Origin of the sequence: Flavobacterium davisii, assembly GCF_019565505.1 — a bacterium.
GTDB classification, from domain to species: Bacteria; Bacteroidota; Bacteroidia; order Flavobacteriales; family Flavobacteriaceae; genus Flavobacterium; species Flavobacterium davisii.
Genome location: NZ_CP067378.1, coordinates 2,796,443 through 2,818,158 on the forward strand (window position 1 = coordinate 2,796,443; position 21,716 = coordinate 2,818,158).

Consider the following 21,716-nt stretch of genomic DNA (forward strand, 5'->3'; position numbering starts at 1 on the left):
TAATTATAAATCTAATGTATGAAGTGAAAGTGGTATGATTTTTTTGTGATAAAATTTTCTTTTAATTTTAGGAAAACCAATATATTAGTATTTTTTAACTTATTACTTTTTTTACTTCAATATTATTTAAATTGAATTGGCATTCTGTATGATTCAATATTAGTTTGTTTAACCTTGTTTTATGGGTTAAAACAAAGAAATGTGTTTTTCTTGAATTACTTGTGCGTGGTGTACATTATGTCCAACGACCATAAATCCTAATGATCGAGCAGTCAAAATAATTGGGTTTGTGACTCCTTTGAAATCTAACATTTCTTCTGTCATATTTTTATAGAGACTAATGGTAGCATTCCTTACGTTTATATATTCCTCTCGTAAGTCACTTAATTTATAATTTACTGATTTGAGATTTTGGATGTATTTGTTTTGGTCAAAGCCTGTTAGTTCTGTAGCATCAAATCGGGAAAAACGCAATGCTCTATAAGTAAGTATTCTTTCAGCATCTATGATATGAAGAAGGACTTCCTTAGTAGTCCATTTATCTGGAGCATAAGCAAAATTTTCCATTTCAGGAGTTATGCTATCTATTAAAGCAAGAGTGAAATTTTTGCTTTTTTCTAATTCTTCCATTAAATGATCGGACTCTATAAGATCAAAAAAGAATGAAAATAAGCAGGTGCATTTTCGTAAATAAACGGATTGTTCATAGTGTGTTTTAGTTTTAAAGATTATTTAAATGATAAGGTTAAAAAAAGAGGATCTGCATTCTTAAAAGTAGGCGGTTGTTCAATGATGGAAGCCACTCTTTTCTTGTTTATTTTCATAGTTATGTCAGCTTCCGATGTGAATAATAGGGCAGACATAAAAGGATTTTGAATATAAGGAATCGTTTCGATTTCTAATTCCTCTAAATTTACTATTTTTTCAATTTCTTGAAGTCCTTCTTTATATATTTTGTGGGTCACTAATAGTTTTAGTTGATCTTCTATTTGAGTTACTTTGATATAGATATTTTGTAATTCAGGGTTGCCAATAGTTTTAGCTAATGTTAGTTTAGCAAAGGTTTTATGGGTAATGCTTTCTTTTACTAAGTCTAAAAAACGTATATAAGTTTCATTATAAGGTGTCATATAATCAATAATTTTTTTAATATTTAGGGGTAATAGAAATAGCCCTTTTGATAGTGTTTTATAGGGTAAGAGTGTTTTTTGTATGTTAAGAAATTATTTAGTAAAGATAATTAATCGGTTTGTAATATTGAAATTTGAAAAACCAAAGGTTTTTGTAATCCATTCAATTGTTTCTTTTTGATACATAAACACGTGGGTCGTATCGTTTTTATAATACCATTTTTCGAAATCAATTTCAGGACTGTACACATGCGTCATGCAATACAATTTGCCAGCAGGTTTTAGAAGTTGGTGTAATAATTCAAATTCCTTGTCGGGATGGTGGAAATGCTCCACGACTTCGCAACAGGCTATAAAATCATATTGTTGTGTTAAAACATCTGGAAAGGGATGAAAAAAGGGGTCGTATGACGTAATGGAGTAGTCATTGTCCTGCAATACTTTACTTACTGCTGAACCTGTTCCTGCGCCAAAATCCAAACCGCAGTGTGAAGGGGCGAAATCGTGTAATATGCCATTAGTTATGGGGGACACAAAATTGAGATAACCTAGGTCGGTTACATCATTGTTGTGAAAACGATAGTGATTTTCTTCCTCCTGTGTGGTCATATACTGCTCGGGATGTAATAGTATAGCTTGACAGTTGGAGCACTGAAAGTATTCACGGTTTTTGATGTTGTGAAACGGAGAGGTGTGGGAATGGCAAAGTGGGCAGGTGGGGTGCATGTCGTTAGTTGTAAAATTGTTGCAATTTTACAAAAAATATACGATACGATTTTGTACTTCGTTAATTCAAGAGTTTTTAGACTTCACTTTTATATCAAAAATCCCTAACTACAACCGTAATTAGGGATTTTATTTATTCTGTTAATCAACTGAACAGTGATTACTGAAAACTAAACTAGTTTTGAACCAAAACCCACTGACCAGAAGCTAATAAATGCTCCGCTTTTTTGAATTTCATGGTTTCTGTTTGACCGCTTAACACGTTTTTGATGGTAACTTCATCGTTACGGTTAATCTTTGGTTGATCACGAACAATAGTTTCGGTAATTGTATGCTGTTGAGGAGCATTTACATTTTGTACTGCATCTCTATGACGCTCAGCTTGTTCCTCCATATTTAATACCTCTTCTTTGCTTTCTATATAATGATCTTGTTGTATTTCGTCTATTGCCTCTTGGATTTGAGTATTTTGTTGTGGTAAATCCGCTTTAAATAAGAATGAAATAACCTCTTTGTTGATACCTTCCAACATAGTTTTAAACAAATTGAAGGATTCAAATTTGTAAATTAGTAACGGGTCTTTTTGTTCGTGAACGGCCAATTGTACCGATTGTTTTAATTCGTCCATTTTACGTAGGTGCTTTTTCCAAGCTTCATCTACAATGGCCAATGTGATGCTTTTTTCAAAATCAGCAATTAATTGTTTTCCTTGTGTTTCGTATGCTTTGTTTAAATCTGTTACAACATTCATTCCCTTTATTCCATCTGTAAAAGGAACTACGATACGTTCAAAATGATTATCGGGGTTTTCAAAAACATTTCGTATAATAGGAAATGCTTCGTTTGCGTCGCGATTATTTTTGTTTTGATAATATTCACTAGCTGATTTGTAAACAAGCGCCGTTATCTTAGTTTCATTTAAACTGGCAAAATCGGTTTCTGTTACTGGAGATGTAATAGATAGATAACGTACTAATTCAAATTCAAAATTTTTGAAATCTTTTGTTAATTTATTTTTCTCTACAATACTGTCACATACATCATAAATCATGTTGGCAATATCCAGTTTCAAGCGCTCTCCGTGTAGGGCGTGACGACGACGTTTGTATACAACTTCACGTTGTGAGTTCATTACATCGTCATATTCTAATAAACGTTTACGTACACCAAAGTTGTTTTCTTCTACTTTTTTCTGTGCTCTTTCGATAGACTTAGTCATCATAGAATGTTGAATTACTTCACCTTCTTTTAGGCCCATTCTGTCCATGATTTTAGCCACACGGTCAGAACCAAATAAACGCATTAAGTTGTCTTCTAAAGACACATAGAATTGTGAACTACCAACGTCTCCTTGACGACCTGCACGACCGCGTAACTGACGATCTACACGACGCGAGTCATGACGTTCAGTACCAATAATAGCCAAACCACCTGCTGCTTTTACTTCGTCGCTTAATTTAATGTCTGTACCGCGACCAGCCATATTGGTAGCAATTGTAACAACGCCGAGCTTACCTGCTTCTGCTACAATTTGCGCTTCTTGTTTGTGCATTTTAGCGTTTAATACATTGTGTTGAATGCCTTTCATTTTAAGCATACGACTTAATAATTCAGAAATTTCAACGGATGTAGTACCAATTAATACAGGGCGACCTTGTGCTACTAATTCTTGTACATCATTAGCTACTGCGTTAAATTTTTCACGAACTGAGCGGTAAATTAAATCTTCTTTATCTTGACGAGCAATGGGTCTATTGGTAGGGATTTCGACTACATCTAATTTGTAAATTTCCCAAAATTCGCCTGCTTCTGTTACGGCAGTACCGGTCATACCTCCTAATTTGTTGTACATACGGAAGTAGTTTTGTAGGGTAATCGTAGCGTAGGTTTGGGTAGCTTCCTTAATATGAACGTTTTCTTTTGCTTCAATTGCTTGGTGTAAACCATCTGAATAACGACGACCATCCATAATACGACCTGTTTGTTCGTCTACAATTAAAATTTCGCCTTCCATAATTACATACTCAGTATCTTTTTCAAATAGAGTGTAGGCTTTTAGTAATTGTGTTAAGGTGTGGATACGTTCGCTCTTTACTGAAAAATCGGCAAATAAAGCTTCTTTTTTTCTGCTTCTTCTTCTTTTGAAAGATTTGATTTTTCTATAACCGCAATTTCGGTTCCTATGTCAGGTAATACAAAGAATTTGTCATCAGTATTTTTAGATAATTCTTTAATACCTCCTTCGGTTAATTCAACTTGATTATTTTTTTCTTCGATAACAAAGTATAAAGCTTCATCTACTTGAGGCATTTTACGGTTGTTATCAGCCATATACTCATTTTCTGTTTTTTGAAGTAATTGTTTTGTTCCTTCTTCTGATAAGAATTTGATTAAGGCTTTGTTCTTAGGTAATGCACGATGTGCTCTTAATAAATTAAATCCAGCATCTTTAGTATTTCCTTCTTTAAATAAACGTTTTGCTTCTGCTAAAAAGCCGTTTGCTAATTGACGTTGGATAGCAACAAGATTATCAATGAAAGGTTTTAGTTCATTAAATTCGTGACGATCACCATCTACTACCTGACCCGAAATGATAAGAGGGGTACGTGCATCGTCTATTAATACAGAGTCTACCTCATCCACAATAGCAAAATTGTGTTTGCGTTGTACTAAGTCATCAGGTGTATGAGCCATGTTATCGCGTAAATAGTCAAAGCCAAATTCGTTATTGGTACCATACGTAATGTCTGCCTCATAAGCTTTACGACGTGCTTCAGTATTGGGTTGATGATTGTCAATACAATCTACTGTTAGTCCGTGAAATTCAAATAATGGAGCTTTCCAAGTGCTGTCTCGTTTTGCTAAATAGTCGTTAACCGTTACGAGATGTACACCATTTCCTGTTAGAGCGTTTAGGTATAGAGGAAGTGTTGCTACTAAAGTTTTACCTTCTCCTGTTTGCATTTCGGCAATTTTTCCTTGATGTAATACCACGCCACCAATCATCTGAACATCGTAGTGAATCATGTCCCGGGTTACCGTTTTTCCTGCGGCTTCCCAAGAGTTAGACCATAAGGCATCTTCTCCTTCAATAGTAATATAAGCTTTATTAGCAGATAATTCGCGGTCTTTGGAGGTAGCTTTTACACGTACTTGCGTGTTTTCTTTAAAACGACGAGCAGTTTCTCTTACAACAGCAAAGGCTTCTGCTAAAATTTCATTTAGCACTTTTTCAGACACTTCATAAGCCTCTTTTTCTAATTTGTCAATTTCAGTATATACATCTTCTCTTGCGTCTATATCTTCAATGCTTTCTACTTCTGATTTTAATTGCGAAATTTTAGTATCTTTTTCGGCACGAGCTTGTTTTATTTTTTCTTTAAACTCAAAAGTTTTAGCACGTAATTCATCATTTGTTAATGAACTTAGTGGACCTTCAAAAGATCTAATTTTGTTAATTATAGGCTGAATGGCTTTGATGTCTTTTTGTGATTTATCACCTACAAAAACCTTTAATATGTTGTTAATGAAACTCATACGTTTTGTTTTAAAATGTGTGTAAAAATACCAAAAAAAAAGCCTCTTAAGAGACTTTTTTAGTAGGTTTATGCTTAATACTCATCCTCGTTCCAAAGATAATCTTCGTCTGATGGATAATCTGGCCAAATTTCTTCCATCGATTCATAAATTTCTCCTTCATCTTCGATAGACTGTAAATTTTCTACCACCTCAAGAGGCGCGCCAGTTCTGATGGCGTAGTCGATTAATTCGTCTTTGGTAGCAGGCCATGGAGCATCGCTTAAATATGATGCTAATTCTAATGTCCAATACATCTCTGTAAAATTTTAATTTGTGCAAATATAATTTTTCTACTCAAAAAATCAAGTTTTTTTTGATTTATTTTCAGCTAATTTTTAAGAACTTATTTAGATTAATAATTTTAAGTTTAATGTTTGCTTCTGTGTTAGTTTAACATTAAAAAAATCGTTTATTAAACCTGAAATAGACTATGAAGTAAGAACTTTTGTTTAGTTTATAAATTTGTTTTGAATGTGAATTTTCAATCCAAAATTATTTTCTAGGTATCCAAGGTACTTCATTTGCATTCAAATCGTGTGACAACTTTCGTGCCAGTACAAAAAGATAGTCAGAAAGTCGGTTTAAGTATTTTAAAACAAGTTCATCTGTGGGTTCTTCTTCGTGTAATTGGGTGGCTAAACGCTCGGCACGACGGCATACACAGCGCGCAATATGACAATATGACACCGTGGTATGCCCTCCGGAAGTACAAAATGTGTCATAGGTGGCAAATCGGTTTCCATTTTATCGATTTCGTTTTCTAAATATTCGATATCGGTTTCGGTTAAGCCTAAGTTTTGTAAACGCTTTTGTCCATTTTTTAGGACTTCTTTTTCGGGTGGAGTGGCTAAAATGGCTCCTAACGTAAACAAACGGTCTTGTATTTCTATAAGAACGGCTTTGTATAGCGGATTCATTTCTTGGTCGCGTATGAGTCCAATGTAGGAATTTAATTCGTCTACTGTGCCATAGCTTTCAATTCGAATATGGTGTTTGGGAACGCGTGTGCCTCCAAATAGGGCTGTGGTTCCTTTATCGCCTGTTTTTGTGTATACTTTCATTTTGAGTTTAAAAGTTTAAAAGTTTATAGGTTTATGAGTTTAGAAGGTTAGAAGTGTAAGAGTTTTGTTTCACAGAAGTGCATGAAGTTAATATTGTTTATCGGGTGTTTGTACATAAAAAAATGGGAACAATATAGGATTTACCATTTAATTTTATCGTAGTCAAAAAAATCGTCATTGACTTCTAGTTCGTACATTTTACAGTTCAGACGTTTAGCGTCTTCTTCTAAAAGTTTTTGATATTCATTGTATTCATGAGTTAAAAAAACACCTTTCTGTAAGAGTTTAGGTAGTTTTCTAAAAGCTTTTTTGCCTCCTCCAAGTAAAAAGAAATCTAAGTTGATACTTTTCATGTATTGATAGATTAATTCATTTCCTCCGTGAATCCCACCTTCGATATATCCGACTAAAGATGCTGAGCCAATTTCATCATAATTTTTCATCGCTTTTTCTAACCAAAATTCAATCAGTAGTATTTGAGATATATCATATTTAGTTGTTTCTTGATAACGCATATTATATTTTAATGCAGTTAGGGAAAAAATAAAATGAACCCAAGAAAATTGACAACCTAAGTATTCTTGTTTTTCATTTGAAAAGTGATTTGCTTCTCTTGTTAACCTGTTGCCATCCTTTGCTTTCCTTATTTCGTAAGAGAAACTAGATAACAAAGTATCTCTATTTTTAAAATCTTCTTTAGTTAAAGTATTCTCTCTATTCCAAAATTGACTAATAAAACTATATAAGTTTTTAAAATCTTCGTAGTTGCCCCATAGTTCTACTCCAATTCCTCTTTTTGTTGGTATTATATAAATCATCTAGCTTTGTTTTTGAATGTTTTTTTTAGTTTTTGTATTACTTCTTGATGTACTTCGCGTAATGCTTCGCGACCTTTGCGGTTAAATCTTTTCCGAATCAAAAATAGGAATTAAAAACCAAAGCCTTTCTTTTTAAAATCAAATTTCAATATTTATACTAGTCTGTATCGTTCTTTTTTGATGTTAAGAAAAAAAAAGACCACTCTTTCGAAATGGTCTTTTAAAAATTATGTTTGAAGTTTTTTTAGTAGCCAAAAAGTTCTTCTAACGAAATCTTTTTCACTTCACCTAATTTCTTCATGTCTTCTAAAGAAACTTTTTTCTCAGAAGCTACGATAGCATAGGTATAGGGTTTGCCTGCTAAGTTAGTGCTGTGGAAATTTTTAACATCTTGCATGGTGATAGCGTCAACTGCTGTGTAGACTCTTTTTCTAATATCAGATGTTTCGCCTAATTGCTTGTTGGCTAAATACGTGAAGATGATATTATCCTGCGTGATACGCTCGGTTTGAATGTCTTTTTAACACCTGTTTTAGCTAAATCTAAATTAACGGGTAATTCAGGCATTTTAGTTAATAATTCATTCATGGCAGTTGTAGCTTCATTGAATTTATCCGCTTGACTCCCCACATAACTCATCATGTAATAGTTTTGGTCTTTCTTTTGTGGTGCAACATAATAACCGTAAGTACTGTAAGCTAAGGCTTTACTTTCACGGATAGTTTGGAATACGATAGAGCCCATACCACCACCAAAATAGCTATTGAAAACATTTACAATTGGTGTTTTGTTTACATCATAATTGTCTGTGTTTCTAACCCAACGTGTTTCCGCTTGCACCATGTCGTAATCGGTAAATAAAACTTGGTTAGCCGTTTGTACAACTTGTTTGAATTCTTTCATGGCAGGAGCTGTAGCGAAAGTAGCGGGTACGGTGTGCATTGTTTTTAATTTATCTACAACAGCTGGTAACGGTTGTGGGCCGTAGTAAATTACAGTTTGCTCGTAATGGTTTAAATTTTTGATGCGGTCCACTAATTCTTGAGCAGTCATAGTTTCCAAGGTTGCGTCAGAAAGCGTATTGTTGAATTTGTTTTTTGGACCAAATTGAGCGTAGCTTGTTAAACCTTGTAAGATAGCGCCTTTGTTTGCTTTAGCATCTTTACGTGATTTTGCTAAACGTGCTTTTAAGGCTTTTAAGGCATTCTCATCCGCCTTGATACCTGTAATAAGGTCTTCGTAAAGTTTTACTGCTTTTTCGAAGTTTTCTTGTAATCCTTCAATCGCAACAATAGTGTATTCTTCGTTAGTACTCACGCTGAAACTACAAGCAATTTTGTAAAATTCTTTTGAAATTTCCTCAGCCGTCATTTTGTCTGTTCCTAAAAACTGAACATACTGTGAGGCGATAGCTTGTTTTAAATCGTTTAATGAACCCATTTTGTAACGGTATTTTAAACGGAAAATATCATTGTCTTTGTTAGCAACGTATAATACTTCTGCTTTACCCATTTTTGATTTTTGGATGTCTTTGTCAAAATCTAAGAAAACAGGTTGTGCAGGTGTACTTGGCATATCATTTACCATTTTAACAAAATCAGATTGTTTATCTGCATTTGTTTCTACTGGAGTGATAGCAGGTTTTTCAATTTTGTTGCTAGTTGGAGCTTCTCCTTTACGTTTTAAGATAGCCACATAGTTTTCTCCTAAATATTTATTTGCAAAAGCTACGATGTCTTCTTTTTTGATTTTTGATAAATCATTTACATACGCCACTTGGTCTCTCCAATCTAATTCAGATGTAAAAGCATCCATTAAAGTACCTGCTCTGTCACCATATTTTTCAGTTTCGTAGATTTTCGATTTTTTGATATTATTGATGATAGAAGGAATTAGGTTATCATCAAAATTACCTTTCTTCAAGTTTTCAATTTCTGCTAAAACCAATGTTTTTACTTCTTCAAGCGATTGTCCATTAGTTGGCGAAGCAGAGAAATATAAAATTCCGTAATCAATTAATGAATAGGTAAAAGCACTAGCTCTTAATAAACGTTGTTTTTTAACTAAGTTTAAGTCTAATAAACCGGCTTTTCCATTGGTTAAAATTTGTCCTACTAAGTCAGCTAATAAGGCATCTTTATCTTTATTACACGGTAAACGGTAACCTAATGTTACACTTTCTGCATCGGGACCTACAATTTCTTTTACTATAGGAGCTGAGATAGGGTTTTCGGGTTGGAAAGTATATTTAGCTACAGGCTTATTTTGCATATAACCAAAAGCTTTGTCAATTTTAGCAATCATCATATCAGGATTGAAATCGCCTGAAAGGATAATCCCCATATTATTAGGAACGTAAAATTTATTGAAATAATTACGAATTTCTACTAATGATGGGTTTTTTAGATGTTCCACCGTACCGATAGTAGTTTGTAAACCGTAGTTGTGGTTTTTGAATAAATTGGCAAACAAAGATTCGAATACTTTACGTCCGTCGTTATCCAAAGTACGGTTTTTTTCTTCGTAAACGGCTTCCAATTCGGTGTGGAAAATACGTAAAACAGGATTACGGAAACGCTCGGCTTGTACCGCTAAATATTTATCAATAGAACTACTCGGTACATCGTCTGTATATACGGTTTGCTCAAATGAAGTAAATGCGTTAGTGCCTTGTGCGCCCATAGCCGACATCATTTTGTCGTACTCATTAGCAATAGCGTACTTACTAGCCACACCAGAAACCGAGTCAATTTTTTTGTAAATGGCTTTACGTTGCGCCTCGTCTTTTGATTTGTTGTATTGCTCGTATAAGGCATCAATTTTGTTTAATTCGACTTGTTCTTTTGCCCAATCTAATGAACCGTATTTATCTGTTCCTTTGAATAACATGTGCTCTAAGTAGTGTGCTAAACCTGTATTGGTTGCAGGGTCTGTTTTACTACCTGCTTTTACAGCCACATAACATTGAATTCTGGGGTCTTTGTTGGTTGGACTCAAAATAACAGTCAAACCATTTTTTAAGGTATAAAAACGAGCTTTAGTAGGGTCGTTTGTAACGTATTTGTAATGGTATCCATTACCAGAAGCATCTTTCCATTGATGCTGACTTTGAGCTAAAGCAACTGTTGAAAAAACAGTAGCCATTAAAATAAATTTGATTTTACTTAGCATTGTTAGTTAAATTAATTTAAAGATCAGAAATAGTTATTTTGAGATTAAATTCAGACTACGTGATTGATTTTGTGATGAAGATGAAAAAGACAAAGAATATAAAAATGTACGAAAAATTTTTATTGAAGATGCAGTTTTATTACATCGAGGACAAAAAGTATACTTTTTTAGATTTCAAGTCATTTTAATCTATAATAAATTTTTAAAGCATAATTTGGATGAAAAAGGAATAATAAAAATTAACGTTTATTACTCTTGTCACTTTCAATAGATCCGTCTTTTAAGCGGATAATTCTATGGGCGTGTTGGGCAATATCTTCCTCATGAGTTACTAGTATAACGGTGTTTCCGTTGGCGTGAATAGCATCAAATAGTTTCATGATTTCAATAGAGGTTTTACTATCTAAATTGCCTGTGGGCTCATCAGCTAATATAATAGAAGGTTTGTTAACTAAAGCTCTTGCTACAGCCACACGTTGGCGTTGTCCACCTGAAAGTTGATTGGGTTGATGATCCATACGATCGCCTAATCCTACTTGATTAAGAACTTCTATTGCTCGTTTTGTTCTGTCTGATTTTGAGTAACCTGCATAAATCATAGGTAATGCCACATTGTCTAGTGCAGTAGTTCGTGGTAAAAGATTAAAAGTTTGAAACACGAAACCAATTTCTTTATTGCGGATTTCAGCCAATTCATCATCTTTCATTTTGGAAACATCTTTTTGTTTAAAATATATTCTCCTGATGTAGGTGTATCTAAACATCCTAAAATATTCATTAATGTTGATTTTCCAGAACCAGAAGGCCCCATTAAAGCAACATATTCACCTTTTTTGATATGTAAATCAATTCCTTTTAAAACATGGATAGTTTCGTCTCCTAATTGAAAATCACGTTTGATATCTGATATTTTGATTAATGATTTATCCATTTTTGTGAATACTTTTTACAATTAGTATCTAAAAACAAAATATGTTACAGTTGTAGATGAAAAAAAGAGGCTTAAGTTATTTTTACTTAAGCCTCTTCTGAAAAGATATGTAGTCTTATTGAGTAACTTCAAAAAGTTGTTTAACATTAGGAGAAACCTCTCTAACATTTAATGATTCACCATCATTGTTTAAAATCATCGCTACAAATCTCATTTTTTTGCTATTTTGTACATTTCTTGATAAAGGAATGTTGAAATTTTTAGTTACGGTATTGTTTGCTTTTATTGTTTCTACAGGATCACCGTATATATTTGTTAAGCATTCTCTTAAAACATCATTATGAACAAAATCTTTTATTACAGAATCGCTTACGTAGAAATTAGTGTAATTTGCTTGGTTGGATATTAGACCGTCTTCAACAATATAAACTACGAGTTTAAGATTGCTATAATCTTTAGTAGCTTTAATGTTTATACTTAGATTTATTTTTTCTGAATCAACAGTTGAGTTCATTGCAATTCCTAAATCAGTATTGTCATTAGTTAAGTCAACTACTTGATTAATATTATTGTTTTGAGGTGATTTCCATTCAATTTTTCTGTTAAGTATACCAGTTGGGAAACTTTTAATTACAGCAGGTAAAGTTCCTGAGTAGTTATAAGGGTCAAATCCGCCGCCACTAGAGCCTCTATGTATTGCTACGCTTACAACTTTGGATGTGTTTTCTTTTACTTTTGTAGTACTATAACTTATTCTAGGACACCATCCGCACCAAGTACCTGTATAATCCTCAATAAGGACATTTTTGATGAATTTTGAAGAAGCAGAAGGTGTTTGATTATCAACAATAGCTTGGGGTGTAGACTCTTTTGTTTCATTTTCTTTACTACATGCTAATAGTGAAAAAACAGCAAGAAATGATAATATTTTTGAAAATTTCATAATATTATTTTTGAGTTAATTAAAATAAATATTTGCGAAGATGATAAAAAAAAATACTTTAGCAAAAAAAATCGTAAAAAAAATCTTATGTTAAAAGTATTTAAAAATTTGTTTTTTTTCTTTATAGCAAGTAGTGCCCTTGCTCAACAAAAAATACCCAATATCGTATTAAAAGATTTGGATAGTAAAGAATTTTCTATTCAAAAAGATTTTGAAGAAAAGGATAAATTATATGTTTTTACCTTTTGGGCAACATGGTGTGGTCCTTGTATTAAAGAATTAGAAGAAATGAATGAGATTCAAGAAGAATGGAAGCAAAATTTAAATTTTGAAATTATAGCTGTATCAATAGACGATACAAGAACACAAAAGAGAGTAAAACCTTTAGTAAAAGGAAAAGAATGGACATATAAAGTTTTATTAGATACTAATCAAGATTTTAAAAGAGCGATGGGAGTTGTTAACCCTCCTTTTACTATGGTTGTTAAAAATAGGAAAGTTGTTTACATCCAAAATGGATATACACCGGGAAGTGAACAAGAATTGTATAACAAATTAAAGACTTTATAAATCTCATGTATAAAAAAATAATTTTATTTTGTTGTTTATTCCCTTCAATATTCTCATTTGCTCAAGAAGGAACAACAGAAGAAGCACCTAAAAAGAGTATGGAAAAGTATTTGGCTTTTTTGAGTCAAATGGACAATGGTATTTGAATGATAAAGAGTTGAAAATTAATCATCCTGATTATCCAATACGTTCAAATAATTATTTAGGACTTAATTATAATTACAAACGATTTACTGTAGGTGTTCAAACAGAATCTTATGTTGATAATGCGTTGTTGAATTTTAATCCCAAATATGAAAAAACAAATATTGGGACCTATTTTTTAAATTATAAATCAAATAAATTAGATGTAACAGCAGGTTATTTTTATCAACAATTTGGTAGCGGTTTGATTCTAAGAACTTGGGAAGATAGAGCTTTAGGAATTAATAACGCTTTAAGAGGAGGTAAAATAAGTTATAAGCCATTTGATTTTATTTCATTAACGGCATTATATGGTAAACAACGAACAGGTTTTGAAGTAGCAAATTCGGATATTTATGGTTTTAATACAGATATTGATATCACCAATTTATTTAATGAAGACTATTTTACACTTGAGATTGGTTTTAGTTATGTAGGTAGAAATGAATTAACAGACGTAATTCGCCCTAAATTTTTGAGTTTAACAAATGCTTATTCAGGTAGATTAAATTTTTCAAAAGGAGCCTTTTATATTGCTACAGAATATGATTATAAGTCGCCTGATGCTATAGTAGAATTTGGGGAAATAGAAGAAGATTTTATAAAATCAGGGTCTGCTCTTTTAATAAATACTGGATTTTCAAAAAAAGGATTTGGTATTGATGCAACGTTTAGAAGATTAGAAAATATGAGCTTCTTTTCAGAGAGAAAAGCAAAAGGTAATTCGTACAATGACAAAATAATAAATTTTGTTCCTAGTTTAACAAAACAACATCATAATAATTTAGCCAATATTTATGTTTATCAAGCACAATCTAATGTTTCAATGCCAGATGAAGCAATTTTAAAAGCAGGAGAAATAGGAGGGCAAATAGATATATTTTATAACTTTAAAAAAGGATCTAGTTTAGGAGGTAAATATGGAACAAAAATAGCTTTAAACGCATCTAGTTGGTTTGGTTTGGCAGGCAAATATTCTTTTTATAATCCTAGAGATTATAAAACTGATTTTTTTAGTTTGGGACAAAAATATTTTACTGATTACAATATAGAAATTGATAAAAAAATTAATGATAATCTCACAATGAATTTTGTTTATATAAATCAGTATTATAATAAAAAGTTGATTGAAGAAACTTATGGACTTGTTAAGACTAATAACATAGGTTTAGAAGGAACTTATAAGTTTAAAAATAAAAATCAGTCATTAAGAATTTTAGCAGAACATCTTTGGGCTGATTCTGATAAAAAGAATTGGGGAGGAGGTACTTTTGAATTTAATTTTAATCAAAAAATTTCTTTATATCTAACAGATCTTTATAATTATGGTAATGAAGATGTAGAAAAACGTCAACATTATTATAGTTTTGGTGGTGTGTTTAGACAAAAATCAACCCGTATTCAATTAGCTTATGGAAGGCAAAGAGGAGGTTTAATGTGTGTAGGAGGTGTTTGCAGAATGGTTCCTGAAAGTAGTGGATTGTCATTAAATATCAACACTGCTTTTTAAATAAAATAAAGAATAAAAGAGCATGAATTATATTCGTATGATAAAATGCTCTTTTTCTTGTTCCCTTCTAAAAAATACAAAACCCCATTGAAAAGTATCAATGGTAACGGTTACTTTTTCATGCTTTTTTATTGTTTCCCAAGCTTCTTCCATATCAGCAGACCAATGAATATCGTCAAATATCCAAATCGAATCGTTAGATATTGTTGGGAGTAATAAATTGAAATATTCTAGTGTAGCTTGTTTAGAGTGGTTACCGTCGAAATAGATTAGTTCAAGCCCTCTAGTCTTAAAAGGGAGAATTTGATTTAGATAATTTGAAAATTCTGTATTGTCAAAATCAATGTTGTTGAAGTTTTGCAATTGACATTGATTTATTGCAATTGCAATTATGTTTGTGCATCCTTCTAAAGTAGTAATTTTAGCTTTGGGATTGCCTAATGACAAGGCTGAGGTTGCTAATCCTAACGAAGTGCCAATTTCTAAGATAGTTTCAGGTTGAAAATAACGCACTACACGAAATAATAATTCGGCTCTTTTAGGAGAGATTCCAGCATTTTTAGCAATCGCAGAAATTGGTCTTTTATTCGATTTAAAAACACGTGAACCCGCGCCAAAATCGGTTACTTCAATGGTTTCATGGTTTTGTAAAAGACTTTTTCGGTATTCTTTTAAGATATTGTATTCAGAATAGTGGGTTTTGTCGTAAAAGCATTTGGTTACTAAACTAAATACAAAAGGGGAGTGAACTCCGTGTTGGTTGGTGGATTTCCAAAGAAATTTTAGATATGATTTTATTATTTGTAACACAGCGTTTCTCAAAGTTTGCCACAAAGAAACACAAAGTAAATATAAAATAAAAACTTTGTGTGACTTTGTGAGGACTTCGTGTCACTTTGTGAAACTATTCTTCCATCTTCATAGAAAGTTCAAACCAACGTTCTTCATTAGCTTCCAATTTCTGAATTACTTTTTGCAATTCATTTGCTTTTGTTTCAATTTGGTCATCAGCCACACTTCCATTTGAAAATAAATCTTCAATTTCTTTTTTCTTAGCTTCCAAATCTTTGATTTCGCGTTCAATTTTTTGGAATTCCTTTTGTTCTTGGAAGGTTAAGCCTTGTTTAACTTGTTTTTCTTTCCAATTAGACTTCGCAGTTTGCGTTTCGTCAACTCCCCCTTTGGGGGTTGGGGGCTACTACTATCTTCATACGCTCTAAAATCAGAATAATTTCCGGGGAAATCTTCTATCTCTCCTTGTCCTCTAAATACAAATAAATGGTCTACAATTTTATCCATAAAGTAACGGTCGTGACTCACGACTAACAAACAACCGGGGTAGTCCAATAAGAAGTTTTCAAGTACATTTAGCGTTACGATATCTAAATCGTTTGTAGGCTCATCTAGTATTAAGAAATTCGGATTTTGGATTAAAACCGTACATAGATATAAACGTTTTAATTCGCCACCGCTTAATTTTTCTACGTAGTCGTGTTGTTTTTTACGGTCAAACAAAAAGCGTTCTAATAAACCTCCTGCAGAAATCGTTCTCCCTTTGGTTAAAGGAATATATTCCCCGTATTCTTTAATAATATCAATTACTTTTTGCTCAGGCTTAGGATTGATACCCGCTTGTGTGTAGTAACCCACTTTTATGGTTTCTCCGATAACCACTTTACCGTTATCAGGTTGTATGGTTTGGGTCAGAATATTTAAGAAAGTCGATTTTCCAGTACCATTTTTACCAATAATACCAATACGTTCACCTTTGTTAAATGTATAATCAAAACCATTTAGAATAACACGTTCATTGAATTTTTTAGAAACTTTGTGAAGCTCGATAATCTTACTTCCCATACGTTCCATATTGATTTCTAATTCCACTACGTTCTCCTTACGGCGACTCATTGCTTTTTCTTTAATCACATAAAAATCGTCTTGACGTGATTTCGATTTGGTAGTACGCGCTTTCGGTTGGCGACGCATCCATTCTAATTCTTTTACAAAAAGGTTTTGAGCCTTATCAATGCTCGCATTTTCAGATGCAATACGCTCTTCCTTCTTTTGCAAATAATAGGAATAGTTTCCTTTGTATTGGTATATTTTTCCGTTTTCTAACTCAATGATTTCATTACACACACGTTCCAAGAAAAAACGATCGTGTGTCACCATGAATAATGTAATGTTTTCTTTGGCAAAATAATTTTCCAACCATTCAATCATTTCTAAATCCAAGTGGTTGGTTGGCTCATCCAGAATTAATAAATCGGGTTTGTTGATTAGAATGATAGCTAATGCTAAACGCTTTTTTTGTCCACCCGACAAGTTTTTAACTTTTAGCTTTAAATCCTCTAGTTTTAGCTTGAAAAGAATTTGTTTGTATTGGGTTTCAAAATCCCAAGCATTATGGCGGTCCATATTGTCAAAAGCTTTTTGATACGCTTCCTCATTTTCAGGATTTAAAATCGCCTTTTCATATTGTTCAATAACTTTCAGAATTTCATTGTCACTAGCAAAAATGCTTTCCTCAATAGTCAATTCGTTTTGTAAGTTAGGTTCTTGCGATAAAAAGGCCATACGGATTTCTTTTCGCATTATAATTTGACCGCTATCAGGTGTGTCTTCTCCGGTTATAATACGAAGAATAGAGGTTTTTCCTGTTCCATTTTTAGCTACAAAAGCTATTTTTTGGTCTTTATTTATTCCAAATGATAAATCTTTAAACAAAACACGTTCGCCGTAAGATTTTGATATATTTTCAACTGAAAGGTAATTCACAACTTTTTTTAGCAAAAGTAATGTTAAATAAAACATTGCAAAATATAATATTCTAAAAATTATAGATTAACAGTTTACTATCTTACTAAAATATTTTTCACAATATTTATTTCTTTCATGATTAAAATATTATTTTATCAAATAATTTTATACTATCCTAAGAAGAATATTCGTTTATATAATACAAAAGAGTAAAGTTAAGTTTAAAATTAGCATAGATTTTGATGTAAGAAATAAACATTGTTTTGAGAATATCAAAAAAAGTCAGATCTTGTTCAAGTAAAAAAAAGAGTCTTAAATAAAGTTAGAAAAATAGAAGAAAATAAAACGATCAATAGTTCAAAAGAATTATTCGGAAAATGATCTTCTTGATTAAAATAGAAAATTTAAAATCAAATAATAAATATGAAAAAAGTAATTATCGGAGTACTGCTAATGTCTGCTTTTATTAGCTGCAAAAAAGAATCAGAATCAAACACAAAAGAAAATGAAGTAACACAAGAAAAAGTAGATCAATACAACAAAGATGAAGTTGAAATGATTGAAAATTCTGACACTACAAGTTACAAGAGTGTAGATGGAAAAAGAAGTTTGAAAATTATTTATACCCCAGAATTTGAAAAAGAGAAAGGATCTCTTGAAATTCAGTTAAAAGAAGGGGAGCAATTTAAACGATTAGAAAAGAAAGGAGAAGATAGTGGAAATCCTGTTTATTCAGATGGAAAAATATCTTGGATGACAAAAGAAACAGGAGGGAAAGGAACCTTAACAGAAGATAATAAGAAAATAGAATTTGTAATGCAATAATTAAAAAGCCGATTTATCGGCTTTTTTTATAGAATATAAAGTTACATATTTGTATTATGCAACTTTCGGTCATCATTCTCAGTTATAATGTGCGCTATTTTTTAGAGCTATGTGTCTTAAGTGTTCAAAAAGCGCTTCAAGATATTGATAGTGAAATTATAGTAGTCGATAATAATTCTTCTGATGATAGTTGTAAAATGATGAAAGAAAAATTCCCGTGAATAAAGCTTATTCAAAATGAAAAAAATTATGGTTTTCCAAAAGGAAATAATATAGCAGTAAAACAAGCACGAGGAAAATATATTTGTATTCTAAATCCCGATACTGTTGTGGCAGAAGATACTTTTTTTAAGATATTAAACGCTAAAAATTGGAAATCAGATACAGGTATAATAGGCTGCAAGTTGATAGATGGGACGGGGAATTTTTTGCCAGAAAGTAAAAGAGGATTGCCTACTCCTTGGGTTGCCAGTACTAAAATTTTAGGATTATATAAAATATTTCCTAAGAACAAATGCTTTAATCAATACTATGCCCAACATTTGAGTGAAAATAAATCAGGGAAAATAGATGTTTTAGTTGGTGCTTTTATGGTAATGAAGCGAGAATTGTATCTAAAAGTGGGAGGGTTTGATGAAGGTTGTTTTATGTATTCCGATGACATAGACTTAAGTTATTTGGTGCAAAAAGAAGGATTTCAAAATTATTATTACCATGATACAAGCATCATACATTATAAGGGAGAAAGTACTTTGAGAGACAGAAAATATATCAAACATTTTAGTGATGCGATGCAGTTTTTTTATAATAAGCATTTTGGAGGGGCTTTTTTCTTTAAAATTCTAATGAAAGTAGGGGCCATATTTTTTGCATTACTAAAAAGCAAACAACAAAAACAAATTTTTTACAATATAGCGGAGTATATTTTGTATACAAAAAATGAAAAAATAGGCGAAAAAATCGCCAACGTACTAAAAAAAAATGTACACAGATTAATGATATTGAACAAAATCCCTTATTTTCGCATAGCTATCTAACTAAAAATAAAATAGAAGTTTTACTAGATAATAATAGTTTTTCTTTTAAAGAAATTATTACATTTTTAGAAAAAAATAAGAATAGTGGTTTTACCTTCAAGATTCTTCCAATGAATTCCGATTTTATATTAGGAAGTAATAGTAGTAACGATAAAGGAGAAGTTCTTTTGTTGAGGTAAAAATTATATTAAACGAAATTATTAATCAAAATAATTGTTAATTTTGCAATTTAGATAAGAAAACACAACTTGAGTTTAAAGATATGGCAAAGTTTGAATTGAAATTACCCAAGATGGGTGAGAGTGTTGCAGAAGCAACTGTAACCAATTGGTTAAAAAATGTGGGCGACCACATTGATATGGATGAAGCGGTACTTGAAATAGCTACTGATAAAGTAGATAGTGAAGTGCCAAGTGAGGTAGCAGGAACGTTAGTTGAGATTTTATTTCAAAAAGACGATGTGGTACAAGTAGGTCAAACCATTGCTATTATTCAAACTGAAGGAGATAGCCCCCTAACCTCGCAAGGGGGAACAACTACCGCAACTGAAGCGCCAGTAGCTGTAGCAGTTAGTGAAGTAACTAAAGCGGTTGAAGTGGCTAAAGAAACAGTTGCTTCAGTAGATTTTTCAGCTTCTGATAAATTCTTTTCACCATTAGTGAAAAATATTGCAAAAGAAGAAGGTGTTTCTTTAGTAGAATTAGAGTCTATACAAGGTACAGGTAAAGAAGGACGTGTAAATAAAGAAGATATTCTAAATTATATCAAAAATAGAGGAGATCAGTCAGTAGTATCTACAGTTGTAAAAGCAACACCAGTTGCTACAGCTTCTGCTATACAAGCCGTTCCAGTATCGGTAAACGGTGCGGATGAAATGGTAGAAATGGATAGAATGCGTAAACTTATTTCTAAATACATGGTGGAGTCCGTTCAGACTTCAGCTCACGTACAGTCATTTATTGAAGTAGATGTTACAAATATTGTGAAATGGAGAGATAAGGTTAAAAATGCTTTCGAAAAAGAGAAGGAGAAAAGTTAACTTTTACTCCAATCTTTATGGAGGCTGTTGCTAAAGCATTACGCGATTTTCCGGTATGAATATTTCAGTAGATGGAGACTATATCATTAAAAAGAAAAATATTAATTTAGGTATGGCGGCTGCATTGCCTAACGGAAACCTAATTGTGCCTGTAATTAAAAATGCAGATCAGTTAAATTTAGTAGGAATGACTAAAGCGGTAAATGATTTAGGTAACCGTGCTAAAGCAGGTAAGTTAAAACCTGATGATACACAAGGAGGAACTTATACTGTAACCAATGTAGGATCCTTTGGGTCAGTATTTGGAACGCCTATTATAAATCAACCACAAGTTGGTATTTTAGCCTTAGGAGCCATTCGTAAAGTACCTGCTGTTATTGAAACGCCAGAAGGAGATTTTATTGGGATCCGTCAAAAAATGTTCCTTTCACATTCATACGACCACAGAGTGGTAGATGGAGCTCTTGGAGGTATGTTTGTAAAACGAGTAGCTGATATATTAGAAGCTTGGGATCTTAATCGAGAAATATAATTTGTTATATAAATAAAATAAAAATCCAAATAAGGAAACTTATTTGGATTTTTTGTTTTCCAGATTTATATCTTTGTACTATTAACCGAATAATAAATTAATGGAGTTAAAATTAAATCGTCCGATTTGTTTTTTTGACTTAGAAACTACAGGGACAGATATTTCAAAAGATCGAATTGTTGAAATTTCAATAATAAAAGTTTTTCCAAATGGAAATAAAGAAAGTAAAACATGGTTGGTAAATCCTACTATTCCTATTCCAGTACAAGCAGCTGCCATTCATGGTATTTCAGATCAAAAAGTAGCAAATGAGCCTACTTTTTCAGAATTAGCTAGTCAAGTACATAGTATGATAAAAGATTCTGATTTAGCAGGATTTAATTCGGATCGTTTTGATATTCCTTTATTAGCAGAAGAATTACTACGTGCAGGAGTTGATTTTGATATGAAAAATAGAGTTTCTGTTGATGTTCAAACTATTTTTCATAAAAAAGAAGAACGTACATTGAGTGCTGCATACAAATTCTATTGCAATCAATCTTTGGAAAATGCACATAGCGCAGAAGCGGATACCAATGCCACTTACGAAATCTTGAAAGCACAGCTAGATCGTTATCCTGATTTAGAAAACGATATGAAGATATTGTCAGAGTATACAACCCGTAAAAAATCAGTTGATTTTGCAGGTTTTATTGCTTTAAATGAAAAAGGACAAGAAATCTTTGCTTTTGGTAAACATAAAGGAGCCTTAGTTGAAGAGGTTTTTGATAAAGAACCGTGGTATTTTGGATGGATCCAAAATGCTGATTTTCCTTTATACACTAAAAAAGTATTAACAGGGATTAAATTGAGAAAATTAAATACAAAACAGTAAAAAGTGAAGCGTGATTAGCGCATAGTG

At 32.2% G+C, this 21,716-nt stretch carries 13 protein-coding genes and 6 pseudogenes; 6 read left to right on the forward strand and 13 right to left on the reverse strand.

The annotated features are described in order from the left end of the window. Positions 1 to 186: 186 nt before the first annotated feature. From JJC05_RS13340 to JJC05_RS13385, 10 genes and pseudogenes are all read right to left on the reverse strand, one after another. The gene (locus JJC05_RS13340; protein WP_235877614.1) at positions 187 to 630 is read right to left on the reverse strand and encodes a DinB family protein; all 444 of its coding nucleotides are present in this window, start codon (positions 628 to 630) and stop codon (positions 187 to 189) included. Between the two features lie 98 nt (positions 631 to 728). Next, positions 729 to 1,130 carry a hypothetical protein gene (locus JJC05_RS13345; protein WP_088393295.1) on the reverse strand — a complete coding sequence of 134 codons (402 nt, stop codon included), beginning with the start codon at positions 1,128 to 1,130 and terminating at the stop codon, positions 729 to 731. A 93-nt stretch (positions 1,131 to 1,223) separates the two neighbouring features. Then, positions 1,224 to 1,739 carry a class I SAM-dependent methyltransferase gene (locus JJC05_RS13350; protein WP_258929069.1) on the reverse strand — a complete coding sequence of 172 codons (516 nt, stop codon included), beginning with the start codon at positions 1,737 to 1,739 and terminating at the stop codon, positions 1,224 to 1,226. A 292-nt stretch (positions 1,740 to 2,031) separates the two neighbouring features. Then, a pseudogene (gene secA / locus JJC05_RS18455) lies at positions 2,032 to 5,393 on the reverse strand (preprotein translocase subunit SecA). A 74-nt stretch (positions 5,394 to 5,467) separates the two neighbouring features. After that, the gene (locus tag JJC05_RS13360) at positions 5,468 to 5,689 is read right to left on the reverse strand and encodes a DUF2795 domain-containing protein (RefSeq protein ID WP_014166495.1); all 222 of its coding nucleotides are present in this window, start codon (positions 5,687 to 5,689) and stop codon (positions 5,468 to 5,470) included. Positions 5,690 to 5,927: 238 nt separating this feature from the next. Continuing rightward, a pseudogene (locus tag JJC05_RS13365) lies at positions 5,928 to 6,496 on the reverse strand (cob(I)yrinic acid a,c-diamide adenosyltransferase). A gap of 140 nt (positions 6,497 to 6,636) precedes the next feature. Then, positions 6,637 to 7,314: a DUF6904 family protein gene (locus JJC05_RS13370; protein ID WP_105196030.1), complete on the reverse strand. Its 678-nt coding sequence runs from the start codon at positions 7,312 to 7,314 to the stop codon at positions 6,637 to 6,639. Between the two features lie 244 nt (positions 7,315 to 7,558). Continuing rightward, positions 7,559 to 10,485 (reverse strand): annotated as a pseudogene (locus tag JJC05_RS13375) (M16 family metallopeptidase). 239 nt (positions 10,486 to 10,724) lie between these two features. Next, positions 10,725 to 11,416, reverse strand: a pseudogene (locus tag JJC05_RS13380) (ABC transporter ATP-binding protein). Between the two features lie 115 nt (positions 11,417 to 11,531). Continuing rightward, positions 11,532 to 12,359: an Omp28-related outer membrane protein gene (locus tag JJC05_RS13385; protein WP_235877617.1), complete on the reverse strand. Its 828-nt coding sequence runs from the start codon at positions 12,357 to 12,359 to the stop codon at positions 11,532 to 11,534. Positions 12,360 to 12,446: 87 nt separating this feature from the next. Here JJC05_RS13385 and JJC05_RS13390 point away from each other — a divergent pair, with 87 nt between their 5' ends. Beyond that, the gene (locus JJC05_RS13390; protein WP_088394798.1) at positions 12,447 to 12,929 is read left to right on the forward strand and encodes a TlpA family protein disulfide reductase; all 483 of its coding nucleotides are present in this window, start codon (positions 12,447 to 12,449) and stop codon (positions 12,927 to 12,929) included. Positions 12,930 to 13,071: 142 nt separating this feature from the next. Then, positions 13,072 to 14,622, forward strand: a complete 1,551-nt coding sequence (locus tag JJC05_RS13395; RefSeq protein WP_258929085.1) for a DUF6029 family protein — start codon at positions 13,072 to 13,074, stop codon at positions 14,620 to 14,622. A gap of 27 nt (positions 14,623 to 14,649) precedes the next feature. On the opposite strand, the gene JJC05_RS13400 is transcribed toward JJC05_RS13395, so the two are convergent. From JJC05_RS13400 to JJC05_RS13405, 3 genes are all read right to left on the reverse strand, one after another. Further along, positions 14,650 to 15,432: an O-methyltransferase gene (locus tag JJC05_RS13400; RefSeq protein WP_235877619.1), complete on the reverse strand. Its 783-nt coding sequence runs from the start codon at positions 15,430 to 15,432 to the stop codon at positions 14,650 to 14,652. 94 nt (positions 15,433 to 15,526) lie between these two features. After that, entirely contained in the window at positions 15,527 to 15,685 is a 159-nt protein-coding gene (locus JJC05_RS18940) for a hypothetical protein (RefSeq protein WP_374226309.1), read from the reverse strand. Positions 15,686 to 15,735: 50 nt separating this feature from the next. Next, positions 15,736 to 17,400 (reverse strand): ABC-F family ATP-binding cassette domain-containing protein, encoded by a 1,665-nt coding sequence (locus JJC05_RS13405; RefSeq protein WP_374226310.1) that lies wholly within the window; start codon positions 17,398 to 17,400, stop codon positions 15,736 to 15,738. Positions 17,401 to 17,805: 405 nt separating this feature from the next. Between JJC05_RS13405 and JJC05_RS13410 the strand changes: the two genes are divergently transcribed. The 4 genes and pseudogenes from JJC05_RS13410 to JJC05_RS13425 all read left to right on the forward strand — a co-directional run bounded on the left by JJC05_RS13410 (position 17,806) and on the right by JJC05_RS13425 (position 21,689). Then, on the forward strand, positions 17,806 to 18,207 hold the full coding sequence (locus tag JJC05_RS13410) for a hypothetical protein (RefSeq protein WP_105196025.1): 402 nt from the start codon (positions 17,806 to 17,808) through the stop codon (positions 18,205 to 18,207). Between the two features lie 56 nt (positions 18,208 to 18,263). Beyond that, a pseudogene (locus tag JJC05_RS13415) lies at positions 18,264 to 19,244 on the forward strand (glycosyltransferase family 2 protein). Positions 19,245 to 19,506: 262 nt separating this feature from the next. Next, positions 19,507 to 20,815: pseudogene (locus JJC05_RS13420) on the forward strand (dihydrolipoamide acetyltransferase family protein). Between the two features lie 100 nt (positions 20,816 to 20,915). After that, positions 20,916 to 21,689 carry a 3'-5' exonuclease gene (locus tag JJC05_RS13425; RefSeq protein WP_235877622.1) on the forward strand — a complete coding sequence of 258 codons (774 nt, stop codon included), beginning with the start codon at positions 20,916 to 20,918 and terminating at the stop codon, positions 21,687 to 21,689. Positions 21,690 to 21,716: the final 27 nt, after the last annotated feature.